Below are 2,041 nucleotides of genomic sequence, written 5' to 3'. Positions count from 1 at the left end.
CGACGCCGAGATCCGCCCCGCGCGGATCGACTGTGCGACCTGCAGCATGTCCGGCAAGTGGCAGGCGATCAGATCCCAGTCCACGGCTTCCTTGGTGAACAGCGAATCGATGTGCTGATACATGTCGTCGGGCGACGGGCGAAACCACTTCAGATCCTTCCAACTGCGGATGCGATGGCATGAAGAATTCGCCCGAAGAACCAGTGGAGAAGGAACGAATTTTGCGAAAGACGTTGTCGCCTGGCGTTGCGAAGGTTCTCCGAAAAAAATCTCGGCTCAACAATGAAATTTACAACTGGTTGCTAGCCCGGTCCGTTACAAGCTCTCGACGACTTTCAAGTTGCCGATGACACCGTCGCTACTGCTAGACGCCTCAATGGCGACGATTCGCATTGTTGCGCAATACTTCGCGTCGCCTTACATCGGCGGCAAGATACGGCGTCACTCTCAATGGAGCTATTGGCGGCCAGTTGCCCGCAGCGGATGCGGCGATCGGTGCCCTCGAACCTAAACTTTTCTGAGCCGGATGCAAAGAATGCAGGCAACGCTCCCGTTGGAAGAGGCGATTCTCCATGCTGGTGATTGAAAGCATTCCGGCTCCTCAAGCGCTGGCCGCCTGATCATGCCGTCCCGCACGCATACCCCGTATTGACGATTGCTCTTATAACGTGACAACGCCCTGCAAATCCCTGGATATGCCGCAATGAAAATCGACAGGCCGGTAAGTCCAGATGATGGCGGTGGCAATGAAAGGGTTGAGGAGTCGGCACCCAGACGATCCCTGGCGTGGCGAGAGGGACCCGCGGGTCGGCACACAGGTACGGCCCCTGACATGCTGTTGGCGCCGCTGGCAGTACGTCGTGAGGCGCGCAGGATGCAGCCTGACCCGGGCGCTCAGCGGCAGCGGGCGTTCTCCTCCAGGCTTCATGGAGGGGAACAGAACGCCGGGTATCCCCTGCGCGACTTGCCCCGGCGCGAGAGGCCCGATGAGGACAAGGAGCGGAAGATGGCCGGCGGCCAGAGCCAGCCGGGGCCGTCGTCATCGCGTCAGGGCACGCACAACCAGCCCGGTTATCAGGATCGGCCGGTCCTGACGGGAATCGGTGTGTGGGAGTCCCGGGCTCAGACAGGGGGGCCATCGCGCCAGCGAACGGTGCGAGATCCGGAGGATGCGCTGGATGACAGGGAGCGTACAACGGCACGCATCGGCCCGGATGAAATACGGCGCCGCAGCCCGTGTCTGGCGGAATACCTGACATATCCACACGGGTTGGGCCAGCAGGTCGTGGAGCAACGGCGCGAGCAGCAACAGCTGCTTTTACGGGAAAGGCGGGATGATGGCTTTCCGCAACGATGTTTCCTCATGGCAGCGGATAACGTGCTGGCGCGGCGTAATGGCTACGGGCGCGCGCTGGTCTTTCTGTGCCCGGAGTACGCCGACGAGAACGTGCGTTTTCTGGATCGGTATCTGCAGAAACTGCAGATACCGCAAGGCCGGTTTGGAGGCGGCGGAAAAGTTCGTGAGGCTGTGGAGCTGGCGGCGCACTATGTAGTGGACACCGACTGGTGCGAGGACCTGCCGGCTGCACATTACGCCTATCTCGCCAACAAGCTGAGCAAGCATGCTGACAGTGAGATCTGCCGGCTGGCGCTGGAACGTATCGCAGCGCAAGTGCTGAGGCGGGGCGCGGCGAAAGGGCTCCGAGCCAAGGAGGCGGCCATTCTGGGCAATGCGCTGTCCAAGGCGGCGCAACACGGGAAGTGCCTCGAAGCGGTGGTGCGTCTTGTCGGGCATCTTCGGACGGACGGCCAGATCGATAGGCTGAACAGCCGGGACATCTCAAGCCTGCTTAATGCCCTCTCGAAGTGGCCGGAGGAGGCGGCCGCGCGCGACGGTGCGCGGCCCCTGGCCGGGCGGGTCGCCATCGACAAAAAGCTGTGCAAGTCGATGAACGCACAGGACGTGACCGAGGCCCTGAATGCGCTGTCCAAGTGGCCGCAGGAGGCCGAAGCGTGGGTCGCGGTGCGGGCCCTGGCCGGG

Annotated in this window: 1 protein-coding gene and 1 pseudogene; one reads left to right on the top strand and one right to left on the bottom strand. The window is 62.2% G+C overall.

Features of this window, described 5'->3' with window-relative positions; genetic code table 11:
- On the bottom strand, positions 1-171 hold a 171-nt coding region (locus tag A3A5_RS45735; RefSeq protein ID WP_369797792.1), incomplete at its 3' end, for a Tn3 family transposase.
- Between the two features lie 835 nt (positions 172-1,006).
- Between A3A5_RS45735 and A3A5_RS38940 the strand changes: the two are divergent.
- Positions 1,007-2,041, top strand: a pseudogene (locus A3A5_RS38940) (hypothetical protein); the annotation flags it as partial.

It is taken from the genome of Cupriavidus sp. UYPR2.512 (assembly GCF_000379565.1).
Lineage (GTDB): Bacteria > Pseudomonadota > Gammaproteobacteria > Burkholderiales > Burkholderiaceae > Cupriavidus.
Note: the sequence above shows the minus strand (reverse complement) of the source record. Positions and strands in the feature narration are given on the sequence as shown.